Here is an 18531-nt window from a genome sequence, read left to right as displayed (position 1 = left end):
TAATTGTCTGGCCAAAATAAAATATATATACAATTCCACTACGCTTATTGTTTTAACGCATTATAAATTTTTTCTGCTAGTGCATATGAAATCGTTGGCACTTTTGCGATTTCATCAAGACTCGCATTACTTAAAGCTTGTAAGCCCCCCATATATTTAAGTAGCATCTGCCGACGTTTAGGACCTACCCCTTCAATAGACTCTAAGGTGCTGGTATTTCTAACTTTCGCCCTACGCTGACGATGTCCTGTAATCGCGTGATTATGTGATTCATCACGAATATTTTGTATTAAGTGTAGCGCTGGTGAATCAGGCGGTAATGAAAGACCTTCTTCATCAGGTTTAAAAAACAATGTTTCTAAGCCGGCTTTGCGATCATGTCCTTTAGCTACCCCTATCAATTTGGGTCGCGTTATGTCCCAATCAACATTTAATGCCTGGAATACACCGATTGCTTGAGCCAGTTGTCCCTTGCCACCATCAATAAAAATAACATCCGGTACTTTATTTTCATCTACATGTTTACCATAACGTCTCGTTAAAACCTGATACATAGCAGCATAGTCATCACCAGGCGTAATATCAATTATATTATAACGACGATATTCAGAACGTAAGGGCCCATTACTATCAAAAACAACACAAGATGCTACAGTTTGCTGCCCCGATGTATGACTAATGTCAAAACATTCCATGCGATAAATATTTTCTAGTCCTAGCAAGTCAGCTAATGCCTCTATTCTTTGGTGAATAGTTGATTGTTGTGCAACTTTGGTTGTCAATGCTGTCGCTACATTAGTACGAGCCAGTTTTAAATATTTAGCTTTTATACCTCGCGGTTTCACTTGAATGTTAATTTTACGTCCCGCTATTTTAGTCAATAAATTAGCAAATAGCGCTTTTTCCGGTAATAAAAAATCCAATAATATTTCTGCTGGTAAAGAACGAATTTCACTACCCTGTAAATAAAATTGACCTAAAAATGTTTGCACAACTTCACTTAATTGCGTATTTGCAGGGATCTTTGGATAATAACTACGGCTACCAAGTACTTTCCCTTGGCGAATAAAGAGCACCTGAACACAAGCAATACCTAAGTGATAAGCAACGCTAATTACATCTAGATCTTGCGTATTACCAGTGACAAATTGTTGCTCTGTAACCGCTCTAACGGCTTGTATTTGATCGCGATAACGCGCTGCACTTTCAAATTTAAGAGCTTGACTGGCCTGCTCCATATTTTGGATTAATTGATTAAGAACTTGCTGATCCTTACCCGATAAGAATAAACGAACATATTCTACTTGTTGATGATATTCTTCATCAGCAACCAGCCCCTTAACACAGGGCCCAAGACAGCGATTAATTTGATATTGGAGGCATGGTCTGGATCGGTTACGATAGACACTGTCTTCACACTGACGCAATGGAAATAACTTTTGTAATAAAGCCAGCGTTTCTCTGACAGCATGAACACTTGGAAATGGGCCAAAATAGTCATCCTTTGCTTTCATAGCACCACGATGCATAGCCAAACGTGGATGTTTATCCGCACTTAAAAAAATATAAGGATAGGATTTATCATCCCTTAACAGAACATTATAACGAGGCTGATAAAGTTTAATATAGTTATGTTCAAGTAATAAAGCCTCGGTTTCTGTATGTGTTACAGTAATGTCAATCTGAGCAATATTTTTAACAAGTTGTTCGGTTTTACGGCTCGTTACTTGCCCTCTAAAATAACTCGCTAACCGTTTTTTTAAATCCTTAGCTTTGCCGACATAAATAACCACCCCAGATGTATCGTACATACGATATACACCTGGTTGATTGGTTACTGTCTGCAAAAATACTTTCGGTTCAAATAGTTCAGGCACTATAATAAAAACTCTCTGTTTGAATCAATCCATTCGTTATAGCTATATGAGTTAATTCTACATCACTACGCACTTTTAGTTTACTAAACATTCTATATCTATAGCTATTTATTGTTTTTGTGTTTAAGTTGAGCTGTTTTGCTATTTCGCCAACCGGTATACCACGCGTCACCATAAGCATAATTTGTAATTCACGATCAGATAATAGGTTTAAAGGATTGCTCATTTCTGTATCTAATTGATACAATACCAGCCATTGTGCAATATCCGGCGACAAATATTTTTGCTTTAATTTAACGACACGAATGGCATGCAGTAAATCGCTTTCTTTCGCCTTCACACTCAGTAAACCTCGTGCTCCAGCTTCTAGCGCCTCCATTAAATAGATATTTTTCTTTTCAGTAGAATACATAATTATGCCTATATCAGGGATCATCCTTGTATCTTGAAAACGGTTTAAAATAGTTACGATTAGATTTGGCAAGGTGCATGCAGCCCGATTCCTCCTAGGGTTTTAAGCCCGTTAATTAGCGACCGGCGCATACACTGAGCCACTCATCTGAAACCCGAACAGTTGTCCGTACTCCATAACGCATTTGCAAGGATGGGTAATCATGAGTCAGCCAAATCCACTTTGTGTGGGTATTGATGTTTCTAAAGCAACGCTGGACATAGCAGCCAGCTGTGATATTGCACAGTTTACGGTCAGTAATGACTCTGACGGTTTTGATGCCATTATCGCCGAATTGAGAAAGCATTCGGTGGTGTTGGTTCTGATGGAGGCAACTGGCGGGCTTGAAGCTACTGTGGCCTGCTCGCTCCAGGCTGAAGGCTTTGACGTCACTGTGATCAATCCCAGACAATCCCGAGACTTTGCCCGCGCTATGGGCTATCTGGCAAAAACTGACCGTATTGATGCCAAAGTGCTTGCACAAATGGCAGAGGTTATTAATCGACATCCGGAGCGAGAGCGCTTTATCCGGACTCTGCCAAATGCAGAACGTCAGGTTCTTGCTGCGATGGTCGTACGCAGACGCCAGTTGATTACAATGTTGGTGGCAGAACGTAATAGGCTGTATACCGCACATCCACAGAATAGAAAAAGCATCAACATCATCATCAAGGCGCTGGAAGATGAACTTGCCAGAATCGATGAGGATATGAACAACCACATAAGGAACCACTTTAAGGATCTGGCCGCTAGGCTGAGCAGCATTAAAGGGGTTGGTACCATGACAGTTGCTGCGTTGTTGGCGGAGCTTCCCGAACTGGGCAGCCTCTCGAGGCGAGCTATTAGCGCGCTTGTAGGCGTTGCCCCCATAAACCGGGACTCGGGTACCATGCGTGGTCGGCGAACCATATTTGGCGGAAGGGACGGAGTCCGAACAGCACTTTATATGGCCGCGCTTGTAGCAACTCGCTTTAATCCGGTGATAAAAGCCTTTTACATGCGTCTGCTTGCAGCGGGAAAAGCCAAAAAAGTGGCGCTGGTCGCCTGTATGCTCAAGCTGCTGACTATCCTGAACGCGATGCTCAGAAAGAACGAAGAATGGAATGAGTCGTACCATCACGTTTCTCCATAATTTTAACGTTCAAGACAGTTGCTAATTAAACTTTGTAATTTTTTAATTAATTCATAGTCGCTTGTTCTGCCATTTAATAAAATAATTTCCGCCGTATGTTTTCGGCACCATTGTATGGCTTGATTCAAAGAGACAACATGCCCAGCTATTTTCATACCTTTTGTTTTATCAAAAATAGACTGCATTCCCAATCTAATAAACTCATTATCTTCCACTAATAACACACTGATCAAAGAAATCTCCCTCTTCTTATAAGTAATGAAAATGTCATTATCATTAATATATAAATTTATTTATGCTAGACAATCACTATATTTTATAACTAAAAATAGAAAGTTAATAAAATAAAAATAATATTAATTATTCAAGATACTATTTATAATCAATATAAAATAATTTGAAATATAAATTTATACTATTGTTCGCACTTTATTTTTTCAGTATTTGCAAAACATAAAGCCAAAAACAATAACAACAGCACTCCATCATAAATAATAATATCGACAGCAGATTTATGAACAATAATAATCAAACTGACAACAAATATAGTGCCAATATAAATAAAATAATGTAAAGAAAAATGATAATCTGATTGGAAATATTTAATGAATAACGAAATAAATACAAAATAAAGAAAATAACTGAAGATAGCTGCAAGTAAACAGTAAGATGATTGTGCTAAATTAATACTAAATAATAATAATGCTAACGGATAAGTTTTACTAGCTAAAAAAATACCAGTAATATTGCTAAGATCAGCGAGTTAAAATTCAAAGTGAGCTGTAACAACCTTGATATATTGATATTATATTCAGTTATTTTCATTGAATCTCCTCAATACCATCAACTAAAATTTTACCAAGATACTGATGATTATAGAATTATAAATCTAACAAAAACTGGTTTAATTTATTTTTAAGTATTAAGGATATGTTGCTCTGTAAACAATGCCGTTTTTTCAATAAGGTTATAATGCAAAGGATTACAACCAACATAAAATTGAGTAACTAGAAAACCCATTTTACTCTTTTCAAATAAAACAGCATTGGCATAATAACTTTCAGATTTAAACATCTTAGAAAAAAGATGCGTACCACATTTATGGCAAAATATTCGCATTAGCCATATAGAATAGCGACAATAACTAACATAGTACTTACCTTCGATGGACAAACCATTTTCAACAATAAAGGTCATTAACAGATCACCATTCCATTTTTGACATATCATACAATTACAGACAGAGATTTCATAACAAAGTTGTTCTGTTTTTAATATAACTGGCTGATATAAAGATTGATCCTGATACTGCATAAACATGCCCTTTTATTATTAAAAAACAAATAAAAACATAGCAATTTTTTAAAATCAATAACTATTTTTTAACCAAAAGGTTTGAGTAATATATATGTGATCCGGCTCGTTATTATGCTATTTGACTATCTCAAAAACGATAATTTTTTAACAAAAAATTGCTTAATCAAATCAATGCTGACTTTCCAAAAATTTCTGTTTAAATTGATACGGAAAGGTAAAAGCACTCAATTATTTGAAATTATAATAATAAAAAAGCTATTGAAAATATCTTCAATAGCTTCTTATGTATAAGATATCTAATTTATACTTGAGTCATACGATTAAGTAATGGCGCAGTAAGTAACATAATTAATGCAATAACTGCTGTTACAATACCTATCTTCATGAAAACATCACTATATATGCCCAATGATACTAAAGGACTTAATGATTCACCTTGAGGAGTTGCCGTCATAGAAGCAATAAAACCTGCAATAAAAGCAGCAGCTGAGCTGGTTAAAAACCATGAACCCATAATAAATCCCATCAAGCGTTGAGGTACTAGCTGCGCAACCATTGCTAGTCCCAAGCCAGAAATCATCAACTCACCAATACTTTGCAATCCATAAGAGAGTACTAACCATTTAACAGAAACAATACCTGCTTCATTCGCAAACTTTGCGCCTAATGGTAATATAAGAAATGCAGTCGAACAAAGTACCATTCCGATCGCAAATTTATAAGGCATAGGCAAATTATCACCCATTTTATTATATATCGATGCAAGTATCGGACTAGCAAGCATGATCCAAAGTGGGTTCAAAGCTTGGTATTGGGCGGGATCAATACTAATACCCAAAATATTATGCTCTACATTGTGTATAGCAAAGAAATTTAATGATGTTGGCATCTGACATATAGTACAAAAAATACAACTGCCTCTATCATTAAAATAAAAGCCACAATCATTTTTCTGCGAGCGGTACCCTTTAATGCAATAGTTTCCTTAACAAAAATAATTACAATAAAACATGAAATGATCGCCAGGGCGGCTCTTGCCACAGCCATATTATGCAATAACCAATTAGACAGTATAATAAGTGCTACTATACCGACAATAGTAAAAAATATTTAGACAATTCGATTGGTCGAAAATCAGGTTTAGAGCCATAGTCTTTAACCCAATTTCTGCATACTAAGAAATTAACTAAAGTAATAATCAGGCCAATTACACTCAATGAAAATGCAATATCCCAGCCATAGTGCTTTGCCAGCCAGGGGGTCTCCAACATGGAAAAGAATGAACCAATATTGACAGCCATGTAGTACATTGTAAATGCACCATCGAGACGCTGATCATTTTTATCATAACAAGTGGAAAGTAACGAAGAAGGATTTGCCTTAAATAAACCATTACCAACAGCAATGGTTGCTAATCCAAGATACACTAATAAAACATCGTGACTAGAATAAGCAATAAAAGCATAACCAAAAACAAGTACGATAGCACCTAGTATAATAACCCTTTTTGTACCTAATACCTTATCACCTAACCATCCACCAATTGCAACAAAACCATAGACCAGTGCAGTAAAAGCAGAAAATAATATAAAAGATTGAGCTTCAGACATTCCTAACATTTGAGTTAAATAGATTGTCAAAATCCCCTGCAAACCACTGAAGCCAAATCTTTCCCATAGTTCAATTGAAAAAATGAGATAAAAAGAACGTGGTTGTTTGAAAGCATTCAAACTGATATTCTTGGTATTATTCATTGTGGACACAAGTTACCTCTATACAGCTAATACGTTTATATGCACATGCATGCAACATTGCCGTTTACTTTATAGTTATAAGTTAAAATATCAAATAAAAGCTAAATAATCCCAACTAGTGATCACGGTTAGTTTGTCAATTACGACATAATCATGCGATCACCATCATTTATAACACGTTGTTTTCATGCTTATAACAACGCGGGAAGAGAACCAATATAGCAAATATATTCAATAAGTTAAGATTTTTGAATACATTCCATATTCTGTTTTCAACATCTAACTTTTACATAAGTAAATGAAGCATATATAGCAATATACGCCATTTATGCATAAAAAATAAAGAATTAATTAGTAGTAAAGTATAACAACAGGCAAAATTTAGAAGATATATGACTATCAACTGATATTTTAGTTTCCTTTTGAAATTAAAATTTAATGTTAAAAAATCTATATTATGTAATAATAACTTCATATTTTGTAAAAATGTCATTTAATCTAAAACAACACATTGATCAATTGGAATGTAATACCACAAAAAATCAACATAATTATTTCCAGCAAGTTATAAGCCAATAATGCAATTACTAAAAATTTATAATAAACATTTGATAATATAAAAATGAATGGAAAATATCGGATTCAAAAAAAATAAATCAGTATAAATTGGATATCTTATGCTCAAAACAAAACTTAATTGCTAAACCTTATTTTACCCAACTACTCAATTCTAGGCCAAAATCCGATTATGTAATTTTTTAATATTATATGAAAATTAATTATAAAAAGGTGTTACTGACTAAGTATAGAAGAGTTATGAATCAATCAAAATACTAGAGTTAATTTTAATGATTGGATATTTTATAAAAAATAGAATTTCAAATAAGTGCTAAATTAGATAAAAACATACCATCTAAAGTAAAATTATTAGTTTAAACTTTAGTAACAAAAATTATATTCATTAATAATAAAATAAGGTAATGCCAGCACGAAAAATATGAATTAATTATTAGCGTTAAAAATTTTTATTACAAAGAAGAGAGCATTAAATTTATTTATATTTTAAAAATAATCATACCATTTTTATGAAAAAATAAATTTATTGTTATTGTAAAATTTTATCACTTTTCTGCTTTACGCTTTCTTGCTGAAATTTAATTATTTCTATACACATTGGCAATATTCCAGCCAATTCTGCCAATAAGTCATTAGAATTCCACGAATGAGATGTTTTAGAAACTATTTGAATAGCAAGATAATAAGCCATTGACTCTAATGTATATTCTAGATTTTGATTATGCTTCATTATCAATGATTATCCACTTTAGTTAATTTATTAATTATAAGCATAAGCTATAAATTTCAATTTTAAAAATTTTATTTCAAAAAAAATAGATGTACTTTTTTTTAAATTAATATTAACAAAACAAAAACAATCTATATAATATGAAATATTTATCTAAATCTAGCAGAAAAATTTTTTCTAATTCATATTTGCAATAATTTTAAAATTAACAATGGAAAATAATATGGGATTTTAAAAATAGCTAGAATAAATTTAATGTCATTAATTTTTATATTTAACTTAATTTTTATAAAAGCGCTGATTAATCAAAATGATATTAACAGCGCCAAGATATAAAATTAATGTGTGCTTTCCTTTAACTCTGACAAGAAAAACTTAACAATATTTACCATATCTTGCTCAACTTCTGGGGGACTATAACCATTATCCTTCAATTGTTTATCTAATTGTATAAACTTATTCATACCATATTTTTTAACTATTTTATCAAAGGCACAATTACACACATCAGTAATAGTATTTATTTTATCTTCAGTACCACTTGCAGAATTTATGCAATGCTTCACAAAATTATTTTTGTATGCTTCAATCTTAGACTTCTCATCAGAACATCCTGAGGAGAATAAAACTTGCATCATAATTAAAACCCATAAAAATTTTTTCATAAAATAGTTAAAACTCCAATTTCTTTTTAACGCTAGTGCTATTTTTATAATTAACTAACAAATATTAGTTATTTTTTTACTTAAGTGCATTTTAATCATATACGTTATAGTAAATACTCGATATTAAATTAAATTTTTGTATAATAACAATTTCTTATCTTATTTGCTACCAATTATAGCTTCACATTTCTTTTTTTAACATGTCCTCAAAAAAACAACATGACGAAAAAATAGAAAATTATGAATTCAAATCAATGAGTATTAAATAATGAATGACGATTAAATTGTTTTATTTAACATGACTAGTATTTATATTAAACTTTACATTTCGCTAACAATAATAATGTAGTACAAAAAATTTATTAACAATAATAAAATAATACACATAATATACAATATAGCAAAATTCAATTTATTATTAGCTATAACACTCATGCTGTTATATTCAAGATTAATAAAATATCAATATAGCCAATCAAATAAATTATTTTACAATTGAGTAACTCATAACTTATCATCTTAGTAATAATCAAATAATCATTACATTATTAGCAGCGAAACCCTTACAACTTTCTTGAATATCAAATGCTACCTTCTGACCTGCTATCAATGTTTTATAACCATTACCAAAAATAGCAGTATAATGAACAAAAACATCGTTGCCACCACATTCAGGTGTAATAAAACCAAAACCTTTTTTTTCACTAAACCATTTTACCGTACCTGTGATCTTTGCCATTTTTTTTCCTTTGAGACCATAAATTGATTTTTTAATAACGCAAATGGATATTAAGCAATATATTATTACCGCTTATATTTATGCTATTACATACTTTATTTACAATAACAAACTATTTTATATTTTAGTGCTATTAGTCACTTTAAAAAAGTTAACAGCGAAAAACCTTTTTCTCTATTTTCTATCAAAAAAATAAAAAAATTACAATAAAAAATATATAGGTCCCCTTAACTATATCAATTACTAATTTAATAATTTTAATAACTTATACATTATCCATCCTAAAATAGCTTGATATAAAATTATATTTATAAACTTCCTATATCAATCGGTAATAATTAATTCTATTTTTAATATTGAGTAAATTACTTTACTATTTTCATTTTTACTTTATTATTAGTTATAATACTAAAATAAAAAAATTTAATTATATCTAATCAATTCTACATTTTTAACCATATTAGAGGAATATGGATATTGTCACACAATAACTGAATTTTGGACTTTAGAATGAATCAAAAACTATTTATTAATATTATCAAAGTTAGTATATTAGTTTCCAGCTGCATATTTACAGCTTATACAATAGCAATATCTAAATATTCTAACCCCATTGATACAAAAAGTAATAAACCTTTCTCTCTTAGCGAAAGATTCACTTATAATATTAATAAAACTTGGAATTCTAATCAGTACGAAATTTATCTACCTTTTTTAATTTGGCATAATCGATTAACTTATGATAATAAAAAAATTTCCGGATATAATGAAACTCCTTGGGGATTAGGTATTGGAAAATACCGCTTTGATCAAAATAGAAATTGGCATTCTATCTATGCTATGGCTTTTGCTGATTCCCATAATAAAGTACAACCCATAGTCGGATATGGATTTCAAAAAATTTGGTGACCAAGTGAGCTTGATGAATTTCGTATAGGAGCAGGTTTTACACTAAGCGTTACGGCCAGAAATGAATATTGGTATATACCGATCCCATTACCACTTCCGATTGCTTCTATTGAATATAAACAATTCTCAATCCAAGCAACATATGTTCCTGGAACATATAATAACGGTAATGTATTTTTTGCTTGGATACGCTGGCAATGGCAATAAATTTTTAAGTTTTATACTTATACCCTGGTTTAAACCAGGGTAACTAGTTACTATTTTATCAATTTGCTCTATTTTGTTTTCTAAATTTTGTGAGTAAAAATCCTATCCATAAAAACAGAACCCAAAATGGCATAAGAATAACTGAAATACGAATTCCATTAGTCAGTAAAATGATAACCAAAATAAGAAAAAAAAAAATTAAACAGAGATAATTACCAAATGGATACCATAATGCTTTGAATTTAGGTTCAATACCTTCTTTTATTTTTACCGCTCTAAATTTTAAATTAGATATACAAATCATAATCCAATTAATTACTAAGGTTGTCACAACCAATGACATTAGTAATTCTAGTGCTTTACCATCTAATAAATAATTAATTAAAATACCACCTGATGTTGCTAAAGCTGAAATAGCAATTGAGACAATAGGCACACCACGCTTAGTCACGATATTCAAAAAATGTGGGGCGTTACCTTGTTTTGCTAAACCATAAAGCATACGACTATTACTATATACTCCACTGTTATAAACTGATAATGCTGCAATTAAAACGACAATATTCAAAGAATTAGAAACAAATTTATCGCCTATGTCATGAAAAATAAGCACAAACGGGCTTTCGCCACTAACTACATTTATCCAAGGATACAGTGAGAGCAATACAAATAAAGAACCAATATAAAAAATTAAAATACGATAAACAACTTGATTAGTCGCTTTAGGAATACTTTGTGTTGGATTTTCCGCTTCCGCCGCTGTTATGCCAACGAGCTCTAATCCACCAAAAGAAAACATAATAACTGCCATCGCCATTACCAATCCAGCAATCCCATTAGGAAAGAATCCTCTATATTGCCAAAGATTTGATACCGATGCTTGTGGGCCACCTTTTCCACTGATTAACAGATAGTAGCCAAAAATAATCATCGAAATAATTGCGAACACCTTGATTATTGCAAACCAAAATTCTGTTTCACCATATAAACGTACATTGGTCAAATTGATAAAATTGATAGCGATAAAAAAGATTGCAGCTGAAATCCAGGTTGGGATATCCCACCAATATTGCACATAAATACCTGCTGCAGTCAGCTCAGCCATACCAACCAAGATAAACATTGCCCAATAGTTCCAGCCAGATAAAAAACCAGCAAAAGGGCCCCAATATTTATAAGCAAAGTGACTAAAAGAACCAGCTACAGGTTCTTCGACAATCATCTCTCCTAATTGACGCATAATCAGGAAAGCAATAAATCCACCAATTGCATAACCTAATAAAACAGATGGCCCTGCCATGTTTATAGTTTGTGCAATTCCTAAAAAAAGGCCTGTTCCAACAGCCCCACCAAGTGCAATCAATTGAATATGTCTGTTTTTTAATCCGCGCTTAAGCGTTTGCCCAACTTCTTCCGCCATAATTAAACCTTCATTTTATTCTAATTTCCTAATATTTTTATCGATGCAAGCCTTAACTAAAGCGCATGTCAAAACTGTTAATTAAAACATTAATTTTTCTTTAAGCCTATATTAAATCATTAAATAAAATTAAAACCCTATTAATTTTAGTTAAAATGGCAAATAACCAGTTATTTTACAGATGCCGATGGTGAAATTCCCACCATTTTGATCCTGGTCACAAAAACTGTCTAATGCGACTAAATATAAAAATAAGCAGAGTAAAACGATCAGTGTCGCAATTACTATTTTTTTTATTTTCAATATCTAACCCTTTTCATATTTTTAATACCACATGATAAAAAACAATTAATATGTCACTGTATAAAAATCAAGTCACTTACTAAAGTAACCATAGCGTCATTGCTGAAATCAATAAAATCTTTTTATTAATTTATGGTACATGCTGTTTGTCAGTTAGCTGTAAAAGTTAAAAAAAATTATTATAGATAAAAAATGGTTTAAACACCCACTTATAAAGAGATAAACTGATCTTTTTTAAAGATTAACATAAATTTTTATATAAATTATTTAAACATTAAGCTTTAGGACTTTGTCATCCCTAAAAAAAGTTGTGTATACTTCTTTAACCAATAACTAGTATGATATCAGAATGCTACAAGATACCCACTTAGCACTTGTTTACGAATTAAGTAAATGGATCGAAGAACACATAGGAAGAATAATCTACCTGGAAGAGCTTGCCGCCTACTCAGGTTATTCTCTTTGGCATATGCAAAAAATTTTTAAAGAGATCACCGGAATTTCACTTGGTAAATACATTCGGCAACGTCGACTTGCCAAGGCCGTTAATCTTCTGAGAAATAGTTCCAAAGCCATTTTTGATATTGCGTTGGATTTTGGCTTTGGCTCGCAATCTCATTTCACCTATATGTTTCGTAAAGAATTTGGTATCACACCTTACGATTTTCGGCAAAACCCTAATATTAAATTAGAAATCAAGGAACCACTACATTTAATTTACCAAAAGTCATCAAATAGTTAACCAGTGGAAATAATATGTTAATCAAACTAGTGATAACTAACCAAAACTGTAATCAATAATGCATTAAAAAGGAGGGTAATTTTAGATGCTAAGGTAAAATGACATAAATCTACAGCTACTTTATTTTAATTTAGCATCTTTTATTAATGCTCAATATGAGCTCTGTCTTAAATACAAATAATTACCATACTATTTATAATAATAAATATGTAATAAACTATAAATATAAAAAATATATAAGATTCTAACAAAAATATACCAATCCTTGGACAATAATAAATCGACACTAATATTATAAAATTAACTATAATACAATGCGGAATAAACCAGCGTTTGACAGATAATGATTTATAAAAAATATACTATTTTATTTTATCAAACTATTGCATTAGATGCATTCCATTTTAATTTTCACTCAAATAGATTTATTAATAAAAAAGTAAATAAAGGTTTAGATATATATAGCAATAAAAACCTTCTTATACGAAGGTTTTTATTATATTAACTAACTGTTAATTTCTCGTTCATTCCATTGCTTTAAATTGTCCTTTTCCCAAATACCATCTTCTACCTGTTTTTTAATCTCAGGATAAGCATCTATATCAAATGTGGTTAATTTGCCAGCTTTACGTTGTTGATTGTAATCTTTAGTAAGTTTAAACGCGATACCTGAGAGCATCAATATTGCAATTAGATTTGTTAACGCCATCAAACCCATCGAGAGATCAGCTAATTTCCAAACTAAGGGCATTTCTGCCATTGAGCCAAAAATAACCATTCCCAAAGTAGCAAGTCTGAGAATATACAATCCAGCAGTATGGTTATTTTCTAAAAATACCATATTACTTTCTGCATATGCATAATTTGTAATAATTGAAGTAAAAGCAAAGAAGAAAATAGCTATTGCAATGAAAATTGCACCCCAATCGCCAACAGCTGAAGAAAGAGCTCGCTGTGTTAATTCAATTCCACTAATAGTGGCATCAGCGCTATCTAATGCACCAGAAGAGATAATAATAATTGCTGTTGCGCTACAGATCACTAAAGTGTCCATAAAAACACCTAGCATTTGTACATATCCTTGCGATGCCGGATGAGGTGGATAAGGTGAAGCAGCATTCGGCGCTGAGCCCATACCTGCCTCATTTGAAAATAGGCCGCGCTGTATCCCTTGTGTCATCGCTTGCGCAACCCCATAACCAACTACGCCGCCAACTGCTTCCTGTAAACCAAAAGCATGTTTAATAATTAGTAAAAAAACTTCTGGTAAACGTTCAATATTATTGCTCATTACCCAAAATGCTAATATCAAATAAGCGATTGCCATTATAGGAACAACGAATTCTGCCACTCGAGCAATTGAACGTAGACCACCAAAAATAATAATGCCACAAATTATTGCAAGCACAATTCCTACGTAAAGAGGGTTAAAACCAAAAGCTACTGCTGTTGCCTGTGCAATTGAATTAGCTTGAACAGAATTGAATACTAGGCCAAAAGCGATAATAAGAAAGATAGAAAAAAGTACCCCCATCCAACGCATTTTAAGGCCCTTTTCCATATAGTAGGCGGGGCCGCCACGATAATTCCCTTGATCATCTTTTGTCTTATATAATTGTGCCAAGGTGCTCTCAGCAAAAGAGGTTGCCATACCAATTAAAGCAACAAGCCACATCCAAAAAATAGCACCTGGTCCTCCAGCAGTTAATGCAATAGCAACACCCGTTAGATTTCCAGTTCCAACTCTGGCTGCTAGACTTGTGCATAAAGCTTGAAAGGAAGATATACCTGAACTATCTGATTTATTACTATTCTTCAGTATAGTAAACATATGCCCAAAATGGCGGAATTGAATAAGACCTGTGCCTAACGTAAAATAGATACCTACTCCAAGCAATAAATAGATTAATACACCACTCCAGAGAATATTATTAAAATTGTCTATCAGTTCCCTCAAAACATTTCCCCTTATCTGTATTAATAAAAACTGTCCAATAAATCAAATACACTAATAAATAATACTAAACCTTTTTTAAAAACAACCCTTTTATTTGTATAAATTTCACTCTTTTACTAAAAAATAATAACATTACTAAGCAGCAAAACTCCTTAAAATGTAACATAAACATCCTGTTTAGGTAACCTTTTTATTTTAAAAGTGAGAATTATGATTAGCTACAAACTGCAATATAGCAAAGAGATAAAAAGATATTTGTCAATTCATTGAGATTTAATGCACATGATCAATTATGTCAGTATCCAGTAAATCTTAACGATAATAACCACTAATAATCAAATTATCTTCATATTTTGATAGATGATAGTCGTTATATTTAATATTAACTTTGTAACTGTGGAAATCATTTACCCTAAGTTTCAGCTCAAGAAAAATCATATAGAATAATCAACTAATTAATTATAATTACTAATATAACTTGATATGTTAGCTAAAATAAATATAATGCTTAACTGTAATATAAATTTCACTTTCCGCAACTTCTGCTTCAAGTTTATTTTTATACTTTTATTTTCTAAATGTATTTTTATATTTAGCTGTATAAAACCATTAATTATATATTTAAATTTATAATAATTACTTTATTAAATTATTAATTTATTTTTTCATAGAAAAACCGTTAAATATTTATTATTTTATTAATAAGTTTTTAATTTATATTATCAATACATTATTTATTTAGTATTAGTAATAAATTTCTAAAATATCAGGAAAAAATATAATCCTTTTGGTAATCTTTTATGAACTAGTTTTATCTATTGTAACTATTATTTCTAGCGCAATTTAATTTAGTTACCCCCCACCACAACATGATATTACTTCGATAACAGGAATAAACAGTATTTATCACTAAAAGCATCTAATTAATCACATAAAGAGGGTGACTCTGAAATTTTGTACCACCAAATTCTTTGTTAAAACGAAAAAAATTAAATGAAACCTCAACAAAATCAAATAACTTATGTTTTAGGTACAATACTACTTTTTATCTTGTCACTATTTGACTAGAATTACTCGGCCAAATAATGGCATTTAACTTTCATTCTAGCGAGGTATTTCTATCGAAATGCATTAACTAAAAATAAGGAGAATATCATGTTTTTACTAATTCTCGGCCTGATTTGCGCATCTGGCATTTTCGCCGCAATGATGAGTCCAAAATGGGATGATTAAATGAATACTGAAGAGTATCCACCGAGTAATACGCCCCTTTATTAGATTATTATCTGAAAAAGGGGCGTTATCTTATATCTAAAAATCAAATTTAAAATATTCTATAAAATCCTCAATCCAAAAAATCTAATTTTATTCAAACCAAACGTCTATTATTTCAATATTTATAGAAAAAAATTAATATCAAGCCTAATTCAATTTTTTGTTAATAATATCATTTTTTATAAGGCGTGAATCGTGGTTTTAATGGCATTCTTTCATCTATCCGAGCCTTATTAATCATAATGTCTAGCTCAGTAATTTGATAATTTTTCCATAAATGAGAATAGTTTTTCACCTCTTCAGGCCATTTATTGATAACAGAAAATCCCCGCTTAAGACATTCCTGATGTAGTGATGTATATCGCAAATGTAAAAATAGCAATTTATCCCTAAAAAATATGACATGTCCCTTTCCTAAGGTATATGAAGTTAACGTAGACAATGTAACATTGCCTTCTTTTTTAACAATATAATTTGGTATACGAGTTAATTCTCTATGTTCAGCTAACAAGTGCTGATCGCATAATTCACTAGGCGGGATTACATTTATTCTCGTCATAATTAGCTAATAATCAAAATTTTCATGTTAAAAATCTTATTATATCTCTATTTACTAAATTTATATTAAAAATTATTTTATCTTATATTTTTACTATGCATAACCAATAAATTACCTGAACCTGTAGGTGTATTTTTTGTCATGGGAGAATTTATTATTAAGCTTGATTGTGGCGATATTATTTGCTGCAATAAATCAACTCCAGCTATAGCAAACAGTTTTACAGCTTAAACATCAACCTTGTACACGTTAGCTACTTCAAAATTAGCCATGTTTTTTATCAACCAAAGACATTATTATATTTAGCATTACAGAATACTCACTATGCGATTTAAATTAGATAAACTTTAAGTATTTTGACAGTCATATATAGTAAAAGATGATATAAAATTCTAATAAGACAACTCAATAAATAAATCGGTCATTATTTCATAAAATATATTGTAATATCATTTGGTTAATTTAAAATTGCGGTTTTATATCTACTAAAAATAACCATGAAATATTTATTTAAAATTTTGACTATTATATCCGTTTTAAAATTTAATCTAGTTAATATTTGCCATGCGATGACCAGTCCTACTGCCATATATGCTTGCGAGAAAATTGTCGTGGGAGTTGAAGATGGCAAACGCCATTGCTTAACACATGATGTTGAAGGTAATACACATAATATTATATTAAATGATTGACTTGACCATTAATTGTTTCATTTATTGCCAGTCTCATTTTGTTAATTATTATTAACCATATTAGTAAAAAATAATCACTCTATTTTAATGGTGAGATGCAGATTAAATTTATAAAATCAGCCAAATGTTAATTAATTGTTAAAAATAAACTATGCTTGATAATGATTTTCATTCTCGAGGATATAAACTATGAAACCATTATTAAAAACATCTACTATTATCACAATACTAATCGGACTTAATTCTACCGCTACTATAGCTGACGTTACCTCACAAAGAAACCCAACGCCTAACAATAATGAGCATCTTATAAACCCAGTTCTTCAAACTGGTTCAAATGTCGCCAATAATGCGATAAAAGCAAGTTATAACACAGTTCAAAAAGCAAATACCGCTGCCAATCAGTTCAGTCAGTCAGTTGTTAATAATGGCTCCCGGCTTATAGACAATGTTGCTAAAACAGGTTTAAGTGCTAATCAAACAACGACCGAAAGCGGTTTGAATTTGGCCCATGACACTACGCAAAGAGGGCTAGAAATAGCCGCAAATATCACTAATAAAACGCTTGATATGGTTGGTGCTGCGGCTAGTGGCGGTTTAAAATCAGCCAGTGATGTTCTTGATAAAACAACCGCATTTTCCGCTAAAGTTTCACAAATAAAATATGGAAATAACTCACGTCCTCAAGGGTTAACCGTGGCTATCAAAGCCATTGACGCGGGGTTAAATTCTGCCAATAAAACGATAGATAAGACCTTAGGAATGGTGAAGGATACCGCTGACGGTAGCTTAAATACGGCTAATCGTATTATCGACACGACATTTCAGGCAGCGGACACAGCGCTCAGCGAGACTTTTGATTCAAACAAAACTATTTCACAAAAAGCGATAGATGCGGTTAAAGATACTGTTAATCATGGTATAAATATGGCTGGTAACACCGCCAATGCCAGTTCAGAACTTGTTAATTCCACTACTAATCAAGGTCTTAATTTGGCAAATTCTGTAACTAACCGCGCTCTTACGATTGCTGACCCAGCCAATAATGCTGGAGCTATTATTAACAATAGCGCAGGTACAACTTCCACCAATAATAATCGTGATATTGATAGTGTTACAGAAGATGAAATTGCAAATAGATACCAAGGATAGCCATTATTATTAAGCACTATTTATCGATTTATAACAAATGTGCATCATATCTCTCTTTCATATTGCTGGTTATG

At 31.4% G+C, this 18531-nt stretch carries 16 protein-coding genes and 2 pseudogenes; 5 read left to right on the top strand and 13 right to left on the bottom strand.

Features of this window, described 5'->3' with window-relative positions:
• Positions 1-44: 44 nt before the first annotated feature.
• Positions 45-1877: an excinuclease ABC subunit UvrC gene (gene uvrC / locus AACL31_RS10345; RefSeq protein ID WP_339053061.1), complete on the bottom strand. Its 1833-nt coding sequence runs from the start codon at positions 1875-1877 to the stop codon at positions 45-47.
• Positions 1870-2361 carry a LuxR C-terminal-related transcriptional regulator gene (locus AACL31_RS10340; protein ID WP_310513106.1) on the bottom strand — a complete coding sequence of 164 codons (492 nt, stop codon included), beginning with the start codon at positions 2359-2361 and terminating at the stop codon, positions 1870-1872. Before AACL31_RS10340 ends, uvrC begins: the two co-directional genes overlap by 8 nt.
• 130 nt (positions 2362-2491) lie before the next feature.
• Here AACL31_RS10340 and AACL31_RS10335 point away from each other — a divergent pair, with 130 nt between their 5' ends.
• Positions 2492-3460, top strand: coding sequence for an IS110 family transposase (locus AACL31_RS10335; protein ID WP_339053060.1), 969 nt, complete (start codon positions 2492-2494; stop codon positions 3458-3460).
• Positions 3461-3462: 2 nt separating this feature from the next.
• Here AACL31_RS10335 and AACL31_RS10330 read toward each other — a convergent pair whose 3' ends face one another.
• The 7 genes and pseudogenes from AACL31_RS10330 to AACL31_RS10300 all read right to left on the bottom strand — a co-directional run bounded on the left by AACL31_RS10330 (position 3463) and on the right by AACL31_RS10300 (position 9241).
• Positions 3463-3693: a hypothetical protein gene (locus AACL31_RS10330; RefSeq protein WP_310512382.1), complete on the bottom strand. Its 231-nt coding sequence runs from the start codon at positions 3691-3693 to the stop codon at positions 3463-3465.
• A 182-nt stretch (positions 3694-3875) separates the two neighbouring features.
• Positions 3876-4148 (bottom strand): phosphate-starvation-inducible PsiE family protein, encoded by a 273-nt coding sequence (locus tag AACL31_RS10325; RefSeq protein WP_422389283.1) that lies wholly within the window; start codon positions 4146-4148, stop codon positions 3876-3878.
• A gap of 227 nt (positions 4149-4375) precedes the next feature.
• Complete coding sequence (locus AACL31_RS10320; RefSeq protein WP_310512380.1) at positions 4376-4774, bottom strand: GFA family protein; 399 nt, start codon at positions 4772-4774, stop codon at positions 4376-4378.
• A 304-nt stretch (positions 4775-5078) separates the two neighbouring features.
• Positions 5079-6540, bottom strand: a pseudogene (gene dtpA / locus AACL31_RS10315) (dipeptide/tripeptide permease DtpA).
• A 1096-nt stretch (positions 6541-7636) separates the two neighbouring features.
• Positions 7637-7837, bottom strand: coding sequence for a hypothetical protein (locus tag AACL31_RS10310; protein ID WP_310512379.1), 201 nt, complete (start codon positions 7835-7837; stop codon positions 7637-7639).
• A gap of 338 nt (positions 7838-8175) precedes the next feature.
• Positions 8176-8502: a hypothetical protein gene (locus AACL31_RS10305; RefSeq protein ID WP_310512378.1), complete on the bottom strand. Its 327-nt coding sequence runs from the start codon at positions 8500-8502 to the stop codon at positions 8176-8178.
• A 529-nt stretch (positions 8503-9031) separates the two neighbouring features.
• Positions 9032-9241, bottom strand: coding sequence for a cold-shock protein (locus tag AACL31_RS10300; protein WP_310512377.1), 210 nt, complete (start codon positions 9239-9241; stop codon positions 9032-9034).
• Positions 9242-9751: 510 nt separating this feature from the next.
• On the opposite strand from AACL31_RS10300, the pseudogene pagP reads away from it, so the two are divergent.
• A pseudogene (gene pagP, locus AACL31_RS10295) lies at positions 9752-10357 on the top strand (lipid IV(A) palmitoyltransferase PagP).
• A 58-nt stretch (positions 10358-10415) separates the two neighbouring features.
• Here the strand turns inward: pagP and AACL31_RS10290 are convergent.
• The gene (locus tag AACL31_RS10290) at positions 10416-11777 is read right to left on the bottom strand and encodes an amino acid permease (protein ID WP_339053059.1); all 1362 of its coding nucleotides are present in this window, start codon (positions 11775-11777) and stop codon (positions 10416-10418) included.
• 150 nt (positions 11778-11927) lie between these two features.
• Positions 11928-12080, bottom strand: a complete 153-nt coding sequence (gene mgrB, locus AACL31_RS10285) for a PhoP/PhoQ regulator MgrB (RefSeq protein ID WP_290606366.1) — start codon at positions 12078-12080, stop codon at positions 11928-11930.
• A gap of 349 nt (positions 12081-12429) precedes the next feature.
• Here mgrB and AACL31_RS10280 point away from each other — a divergent pair, with 349 nt between their 5' ends.
• Positions 12430-12822, top strand: a complete 393-nt coding sequence (locus AACL31_RS10280) for a helix-turn-helix domain-containing protein (RefSeq protein WP_032114843.1) — start codon at positions 12430-12432, stop codon at positions 12820-12822.
• Between the two features lie 505 nt (positions 12823-13327).
• Here AACL31_RS10280 and AACL31_RS10275 read toward each other — a convergent pair.
• A complete protein-coding gene (locus tag AACL31_RS10275) occupies positions 13328-14779 on the bottom strand; it encodes a sodium:alanine symporter family protein (RefSeq protein WP_310512376.1) in 1452 nt (483 codons plus the stop codon).
• Between the two features lie 1155 nt (positions 14780-15934).
• On the opposite strand from AACL31_RS10275, the gene mgtS reads away from it, so the two are divergent.
• Positions 15935-16012 (top strand): protein MgtS, encoded by a 78-nt coding sequence (mgtS, locus tag AACL31_RS21025; RefSeq protein WP_148305538.1) that lies wholly within the window; start codon positions 15935-15937, stop codon positions 16010-16012.
• A 214-nt stretch (positions 16013-16226) separates the two neighbouring features.
• Here the strand turns inward: mgtS and AACL31_RS10270 are convergent, their stop codons facing one another.
• Entirely contained in the window at positions 16227-16613 is a 387-nt protein-coding gene (locus AACL31_RS10270; RefSeq protein WP_310512375.1) for a pyrimidine dimer DNA glycosylase/endonuclease V, read from the bottom strand.
• 881 nt (positions 16614-17494) lie between these two features.
• Here AACL31_RS10270 and AACL31_RS10265 point away from each other — a divergent pair.
• Entirely contained in the window at positions 17495-18457 is a 963-nt protein-coding gene (locus AACL31_RS10265; RefSeq protein WP_310512374.1) for a hypothetical protein, read from the top strand.
• The last annotated feature ends 74 nt before the right edge of the window (positions 18458-18531 follow it).

This window comes from Arsenophonus endosymbiont of Crataerina pallida (assembly GCF_964020125.1).
GTDB classification, from domain to species: Bacteria; Pseudomonadota; Gammaproteobacteria; order Enterobacterales; family Enterobacteriaceae; genus Arsenophonus; species Arsenophonus nilaparvatae.
This window is presented reverse-complemented; position numbering and strand designations above follow the sequence as displayed.

Coding starts and splice junctions, on each gene's coding strand:
- AACL31_RS10335 (WP_339053060.1), top strand. CDS start 2,492: ATGAGTCAGCCAAATCCACTTTGTGTGGGTATTGATGTTTCTAAAGCA.
- AACL31_RS10320 (WP_310512380.1), bottom strand. CDS start 4,774: ATGCAGTATCAGGATCAATCTTTATATCAGCCAGTTATATTAAAAACA.
- AACL31_RS10310 (WP_310512379.1), bottom strand. CDS start 7,837: ATGAAGCATAATCAAAATCTAGAATATACATTAGAGTCAATGGCTTAT.
- AACL31_RS10305 (WP_310512378.1), bottom strand. CDS start 8,502: ATGAAAAAATTTTTATGGGTTTTAATTATGATGCAAGTTTTATTCTCC.
- AACL31_RS10300 (WP_310512377.1), bottom strand. CDS start 9,241: ATGGCAAAGATCACAGGTACGGTAAAATGGTTTAGTGAAAAAAAAGGT.
- AACL31_RS10290 (WP_339053059.1), bottom strand. CDS start 11,777: ATGGCGGAAGAAGTTGGGCAAACGCTTAAGCGCGGATTAAAAAACAGA.
- AACL31_RS10280 (WP_032114843.1), top strand. CDS start 12,430: ATGCTACAAGATACCCACTTAGCACTTGTTTACGAATTAAGTAAATGG.
- mgtS (WP_148305538.1), top strand. CDS start 15,935: ATGTTTTTACTAATTCTCGGCCTGATTTGCGCATCTGGCATTTTCGCC.
- AACL31_RS10270 (WP_310512375.1), bottom strand. CDS start 16,613: ATGACGAGAATAAATGTAATCCCGCCTAGTGAATTATGCGATCAGCAC.
- AACL31_RS10265 (WP_310512374.1), top strand. CDS start 17,495: ATGAAACCATTATTAAAAACATCTACTATTATCACAATACTAATCGGA.